General features: G+C 66.0%; 7 protein-coding genes and 1 pseudogene. 3 read left to right on the top strand and 5 right to left on the bottom strand.

Going from position 1 to position 6,541, the window contains the following annotated elements; translation table 11 throughout:
- Positions 1 to 498: DUF899 family protein (locus AC1DOC_RS14005; RefSeq protein WP_478129954.1), on the top strand; the 498-nt coding region annotated here is incomplete at its 5' end.
- Positions 499 to 534: 36 nt separating this feature from the next.
- On the opposite strand, the gene AC1DOC_RS14000 is transcribed toward AC1DOC_RS14005, so the two are convergent.
- From AC1DOC_RS14000 to AC1DOC_RS13985, 4 genes and pseudogenes are all read right to left on the bottom strand, one after another.
- Positions 535 to 1,143, bottom strand: a complete 609-nt coding sequence (locus AC1DOC_RS14000; protein WP_015866101.1) for a TRIC cation channel family protein — start codon at positions 1,141 to 1,143, stop codon at positions 535 to 537.
- Positions 1,144 to 1,153: 10 nt separating this feature from the next.
- Positions 1,154 to 1,798 (bottom strand): FMN-binding negative transcriptional regulator, encoded by a 645-nt coding sequence (locus AC1DOC_RS13995; protein ID WP_015866100.1) that lies wholly within the window; start codon positions 1,796 to 1,798, stop codon positions 1,154 to 1,156.
- A gap of 108 nt (positions 1,799 to 1,906) precedes the next feature.
- Positions 1,907 to 2,173, bottom strand: a pseudogene (locus tag AC1DOC_RS13990) (GNAT family N-acetyltransferase); the annotation flags it as partial.
- Positions 2,170 to 3,804, bottom strand: coding sequence for a Fic family protein (locus AC1DOC_RS13985; protein ID WP_478129953.1), 1,635 nt, complete (start codon positions 3,802 to 3,804; stop codon positions 2,170 to 2,172). The pseudogene AC1DOC_RS13990 and the gene AC1DOC_RS13985, both read right to left, overlap by 4 nt.
- A 573-nt stretch (positions 3,805 to 4,377) precedes the next feature.
- On the opposite strand from AC1DOC_RS13985, the gene AC1DOC_RS13980 reads away from it, so the two are divergent.
- On the top strand, positions 4,378 to 4,782 hold the full coding sequence (locus tag AC1DOC_RS13980; protein WP_041945816.1) for a hypothetical protein: 405 nt from the start codon (positions 4,378 to 4,380) through the stop codon (positions 4,780 to 4,782).
- Between the two features lie 95 nt (positions 4,783 to 4,877).
- Here AC1DOC_RS13980 and AC1DOC_RS13975 read toward each other — a convergent pair whose 3' ends face one another.
- On the bottom strand, positions 4,878 to 5,813 hold the full coding sequence (locus AC1DOC_RS13975; RefSeq protein ID WP_478129952.1) for a LysR family transcriptional regulator: 936 nt from the start codon (positions 5,811 to 5,813) through the stop codon (positions 4,878 to 4,880).
- Between the two features lie 113 nt (positions 5,814 to 5,926).
- Here AC1DOC_RS13975 and AC1DOC_RS13970 point away from each other — a divergent pair.
- Positions 5,927 to 6,541 (top strand): RraA family protein (locus tag AC1DOC_RS13970; RefSeq protein ID WP_478129951.1); only part of this gene is annotated, 615 nt, incomplete at its 3' end.

The following is a 6,541-nucleotide window of genomic DNA, read 5'->3' as shown; positions in this document are numbered from 1 at the left end:
GACCACGCCTGCCGCGGCTGCTCCATGGTGGCCGACCAGGTCGCCCATGTCGCCCACCTGAACGCCCGCGACACCACCCTGGTCTTCGTCTCGCGCGCGCCGCAGGCGGACATCGCGCGGCTGAAGGCGCRCATGGGCTGGGAGATTCCGTGGTTCACGCTCACTGACAGCTTCGACGCCGACTTCGGCGTGCACGAATGGCACGGCACCAACGTGTTCTACCGCGACGCAGGCGGCCGCGTGTTCCGCACCTACTTCCTCAACAACCGCGGCGACGAGCAGATGGGCAACACCTGGAACTACCTCGACATCACGCCGCTCGGCCGGCAGGAAGTGTGGGAAGACTCGCCCGAGGGCTACCCGCAGACGCCCACCTACAAGTGGTGGAACTGGCACGACAACTACGCCGAGGAGGCCGTGCCCGACAAGAAGTGGGTCGAGATCTCCACCGCCGGCGAGGCGGCGTTCCGCGAGCAGAGCCAGAACGCGAAGCGCTGAGCGCCGCGGCGGGTGGCCGCGCCGCGCGGCCCGCGCTCAAGCCGAAAGCCGCAGCACCGGCAGGTGCCAGCCGCCGTAGATCCCGCCGAGCCGGAGCGCCACCACCAGCAGCAGCCCCGCGTGAAAGGCCCAGTGGCGCGGCATTCCGGCGGCCTGCAGCAGCAGGTAGGCCGCAATGCCCGCGATGGCAGCGGAACCATAGATGCCGCTGCTCAGCAGCAGCGGAATGCGGTCGGTGAGCACATCGCGCAACAGGCCGCCGGCGGCGCCGGTCATGGTGCCGATCAGGATCACGACGAGCGCCGGCAGGCGCCGCTCCTCGGCCACCTGCGCCCCGGTCATCGCAAAGAGCGCGAGGCCCAGCGCATCGGCCAAGGCCAGCGCGTGCTCGGGCAGCGGGAAGAAATGAACCCATGCGATGGCGGCCGCTGTCGCCGCCAGGATCGCGTACACATAGCGCACTTCGCGGATCCAGAACACCGGATGGCGGTCCAGCAGCAGGTCGCGTAATGTGCCGCCGCCCACGGCCGTGACGGAGGCGATCACCACCACGCCCAGCCAGTCGAGGTCCGCACGGCCCGCCGCCAGCACGCCGCTGATTGCGAAGACCGCGATGCCTGCGAGATCGAGCACATACAGCAGCATGGCGATCCCGTCAGCGCTGTTGCCGGGCGGCACGTTCGACGAGGCGCGCCATCGCCGCCGCGTTCTCGGTGCCTTCGGCGGCCAGCCCGCTCACGGTGCCCCACCGGTCCTGCAGGTCCTCGTCCTGGCTCGCCTTGAGCTTGCCGACCAAGCGCTCGATCGGAATCTCGATGCCCACCACGGCACGCAGCATCCTGTCGATGAAATCCGCCGGCGCGTCCGTCATCTGCCAGGGCAATTGCTTCGAGGACTCATGGGCGGCCGTGAGGCGCGTCAGCATGCCGCGCAGCCAGTGTTCGTCGTCGATGGCCCGCGCCGCGCCGTGCGCATGGGCGACCGCGTAGTTCCAGGTCGGCACGACCTTTCCGTGCGCCTGTTTGCCCGGATACCAGCCGGGCGTGATGTAGGACTGCGGGCCCTGGAACATGACCGCCGAATGCGCTGCGGCAGGCAGCAGCTTCCACACCGGATTGGCACGCGACACATGGCCCATCAGTGTTCCGAACGGGCCGCGCGACCTGTCCAGCAGGAAGGGCACATGGTTGGCGACCAGGCCTTCGCGGCCGGGCACGACCCATGCGCCCAGCGGGTGGGCCTCGATCAGTGCCTGGGCTTCGGCGGGCTCGGGCAGCGCGTGGTGCTTGGAGACGTACACGAAAACTCCGAAAGGATGGTGTCGCGGCTWTTGTGTCGTCTGGAGTTCGTCTCGCGCGAACGAGACGGTGCCCTTCCGAATGACGCTGTGCACCGCGAAGCCGAAGTGCTCATAGAGATCTCGCAGCCCAAGCCGATCCGCGACGCAGTCCAGGCGAAGGTAGGGCCGGGCCAAAGCCCGTGYATGGGCTCGGGCAAACGACAGCAGCTCAGTCGAAACCCCCTTCTTCGCCCACGCCCGGCGGACGGCCAGCTTGCGAATGAAGGCCGAGGTGCCAGGTGCGATCTCGTCACCTACGCCTAGGTACCAGGCTGCCGCGACAGGTCGCCAGCGGAAATCGACAGATGCCCCTCGGAGCAACCCTGGCGGGGTCATCCAATCGGCGACCGTGAGGCCGGATCGTCCTCCGTGCCCTCTGCTTCGTGGGGCTCTGGGCCAAAGGATTGCGCAACCGCGGCAGCGACCTTCTCCCACAGCGCATCGTTCTGCAGAGCCGGAAAGCGCTTTGCCAGCTTTCCCGATCGCACCCCATCGTTCTCGCGGGCCGAGCGAATGATCGCGTCCACGTCGGCGTCCGGTCCCTCGACGAGTTCCTTCACTGCGGCACGTGCCTGGCCGAGGCTTCGAAAGAAGGAGGCTTGCGCATGCATCTCCTGCTGGATCGTGCGCTGAAGCAGCCCGGCTGTGTATTCGACATGGCTTGTCAGGTCCAGGAATCGCCAGGCCGGCCGCGCATCTGCGTACGCTTCGAAATGAAAGTTCGACATCACGCCGTCAGGTTGAACCTCTGACTCCCTCGTGAACCGGTACCGGTCGGCATACCTGCTCATCAACGGGCGCGAAAACGCCTCGAGCGCGGCGTCATAGCGTGCGCGCTCCACGGAGTGCTCCGTGATCAAGGCCGAGATTGGGAGGATGAATGGCGCATGGATTGCACCGTCTCGGCGGAGGAGATCGTTGACGAGGAACCGATGCACGCGGCCATTGCCGTCCGCCAATGGATGGATATACACGAACCCGAACGAGGCGACCGCGGCTCGCGCAGTCGGCGACGCACCATTCGTTCGTTCGACAAAGGTCCTCAGACCATCCAGCATGGGCGCCACGTCAGGCCAGTCGGGCGCGACGTAGTGAACAACGTTCTCTAAGTGCACCATTTGCCCCACGAAGACGGGGGATCGCCGAAGGCCGAACGAGGCGAGCGTGGTCACCTCGCCCAGGATGTCCTTCTGCAGCGTGGCCAGCGCATCGGGTGTCAGCGGAGCGTCGCCCGCGCCGGTGCGCGTTTCCATCACGGCGGCGAATCGTTGGACACGTGTGATCTGGTCCTGCTCGCCTTCGATCTGAAAGCTCGAGCGGCTTTCCCGCAGCGTCATCCACACTGCGCTTCTGCGCAGGACCTCCGCTCCAAACTCAGCTTCCTCTCGAGCCAACGCGCCGGCCAGGTCGAACTGAAGCCCCTCGTGATTCGCGGGCGTCAGGCGAACCGTGGGACAGAAGTCGCTGGTCCCCGGCATGTTGTCCCGCACACGCCACCGGCCCACCGGCACGCTGGTGGTCGCGACCACCTGTTCTTCAGGATCCAGGGCTTCGACGTAGTTGCCCCCGACCAAGCCGTTCTCGATCGGCAGCTCTCGCCGAGTGAGCCACTCGTAGAAGAAACCGGCCCGGCGGGCGTATTGACCGTTCGGCTCTGCACGCACCCAGTCGGCAACGACGAGCGGGTCCAGGCGTTCAAAGAGGCGGGCCAGGAGTTCGAGGTGCACGCCCTCGTGCTTGAGCATGAAAGTCAGGTGGGCCTGCAGCGTGGCAGCAGGTCGCATGTGCTCTTGGTGGACCTCCCGAYGGTACCCCGGATGGTGTACGGTCTGTCTGCGGGGACCGATCTCGCTGCGGACAAAGATGGGCTGGACGAGTTCAAGGCCGAACGCGCGAACGAGCCATGCAGCTCCGATGGGATCTCCGGGGTTGCCAGAGGCATGAGGCCTGAGATTTTTCGCTTCCATGGCGCAATCCTATCCAGAAAATGCTTAGCGGCGCATAAATATGCATTGTTATGTCGCCGGTTGCATAAAAACAGTTTTCGATCGCGACTCTCTCTCCGCGAAGCTGCGAGAGCTTTTTTCCATGCAGTTCGAGAGCGTTCGCTGTCGCGAATGCACTGCCGCTCGAACTTCACCTCCCTGTCGGAGCATCCCTGGCAGAGGAGTTGGTCGGGGGCGTGCCGGCGGGCGCGAAGTAGCCCTGCCAGCTCTTCACGGCAAAACCGGGCAGGCGCTTTCGAGTGTGGACCCTGCGCGCTCGGCGACCGCCTCGGCCGTCCTCGGTGTCGTATCCAGGTTGGCAACGCCCTTGGCATCGCGCTCTCTTCGGTGCGCTGGTGTCGGGTTTGCGGGCGCAGCTGGCGGCGGGGGCGCCGGTTTCGTTCGACCTGTCGACGCCGTTTGGGCTTGCGGGCGTGTTGCTCGCTGTGGTGTGCCTGTGAGAGCTTCTTCCGGCCAGGGCCTTCGGACGCCCGCGCAGCCAACGAGGAAAACCCCATATCCATAGACGAAGAACTTCCGCACGCGAGGATGTCAATGCGCATCGTTCCCGGACAGTCGCCCGAGCGGGCGCTCGATGCGGTCAAGCGCCACCTTGTCGAGCGCTGGCCGCCCGGTGTCAGGCTCCAGATCGAGTTCCAGGGCGGCGACTCGCCCGCCTCGGGTCTCAGCCCGCGCAGCCCGCTCGTCAAGGCGGCCGAACGGGTGCTGCTGGCCGAGCACGGGCGCAGGCCGCTGCACGTGCGCCTCGGCGCCACCGTGCCGATCACCGCCGTGCTCAAGGAGACCATGGGCGTCGACACGCTGATGTTCGGCTACAACCTGCCGGACGAACCGGTGCACGCGCCCGGCGAGTTTTCCCGGATCGCCTCGATCGGGAAGGGGCTCAGGGCGTGGCCGCGAATGCTGCGAGAACTTGCCACTTTCGAACCAGTGCGGTAACTGATGCGTGCAGCCGCCTTTGGCCAGAATTTCGCAGATCGCTGTACCCAATCGCGACCGCGATGGGTGAAAAGCGATGCCGCAGTTGCGTCCGTCTAGGACGATCCTTCAGCTTGGAAGAACCCGGCGTAGTGCAAGTTGCGCAGCACGATGTCCAGGATGCGTGCCGTCATGTCGCTGCGGTGATGCGCCAGGTACGAGAAGTAGTAGGGCACGTTCGGCACCGCCGGCTTGGCGCGCAACACCTGCAGGGACTTTTCGGCGACCTGCCGGCGCGTGATCGATGCGGGCAGCATGGCAATCGCATGGCCGGAGGCGACCAGCGCCACCATGAGCGAGAGCGAATTGCAACTGCTGTACTCCTCGAACGAATAGCCATCCGAGGCCAGCCAGCGCGATGCCGATTCATGCAGGGTCGACGGCGGCGCATTGCAGACGATGCGGTGGTTCAGGGCGTGGGCCGGCARAAAGTCTYCGTCGGGCATCATCAGGTCGTGGGCCGCCACCCACTGGTGTTCGGTCAGTCCGATGAACTGGCTTGTCACGTCGGGCTGGCTGCTTTGCCCCGTGTGCAGCGCYATGTCCARYTCGTGGCTGTTGATCTTCTGAAGCAGYTGGGCGCCTCCGCCCACCGTCAGGTCCACGCGRAGCGCCGGATARCWGTCCTTGATSTCCTTGAGGATCTGCGGCATCCCGATGATCGCGCAGGACTCGTCCACTCCCAKGCGCACCAGGCCGGTGATGGTGCGCCGCAGATCGAGCCKCGCCATGTCCTGCGCCGACGCCAGCACGCGCTCCGCATAGACCAGCACGTTGCGKCCCAGCTCTGTCACCAGCAGGCGCTGGCTCTGGCGTTCGAACAGCTGGATACCCAGTTCCTCCTCCAGGTCGCGRATGCGGTGCGAGATCGCCGGCTGGGTSAGATGCAGGTGGCGCGCYGCTGCATGCACCGTGCCGAGACGCGCGGTCCACACGAAAGCTTCCAGCTGGTGGAGGGTGAACCGCGTTGATAAGGAACTCGAATCAACCATCGTGAGAATTGATCAGTATCGGTGCCGGGAGTGGCTGCCTACGATTGCCGTCATTCACAACGACGATATCCGAAATGACTGCAATCGAACGAGGAGAGTTGCCGCCGCCTTGCATGCTGCAACTGCTGGCCTTGCTGAAGGAGGTCGAGCCGGCCACCATCGGCCACTTTCATGATCGCGGCTTCCTGCATGGGCGGATCAAGGCCGTGACTGCGGTGGCGCGCAGCGTCGGCACCGCCGTCACCGTGCGCTGCGAGGGCTCGGACGGATCCATCCTGCATCACGCGCTGGGACAACTGCGGGCCGGCGATTTCCTGTTCGTCGACCGCGCCGGCGACGAGACGATCGCGTGCATGGGCGGTGCCAGCATGTTGGCAGCACGCCTGCGCGGTGTCGCAGGCGTGGTGGTCGATGGCTGCGTCACGGACATCGCGGAACTGCGCGAGCTCGGCGTGCCGGTGTGGGCCCGCGGCCTGAGCGCCCGCACCACCCGCGCCGGCGGGCAGTCGGGCAGCTTCTGTCGGCCGGTGGACTGCGGCGGCGTGCGCGTGCGTCCCGGCGATGCCGTGCTGGCTGACGAAAACGGTGTTCTGGTGATGCCACCCGACGAGGCGTGGGCCTTGGCCCGAAAGGCGATCGAGCTGCAACAGGCGGAGCAGCAGACGCTGTCACGGCTGCGCGCCGGCGAGTCCTATTCCGACGTGCTGGACACGCGCCTTGTTTTCCAG

The sequence above is a fragment of the Variovorax sp. 01T439_2 genome (assembly GCF_056398445.1).
Note: the sequence above shows the minus strand (reverse complement) of the source record. Positions and strands in the feature narration are given on the sequence as shown.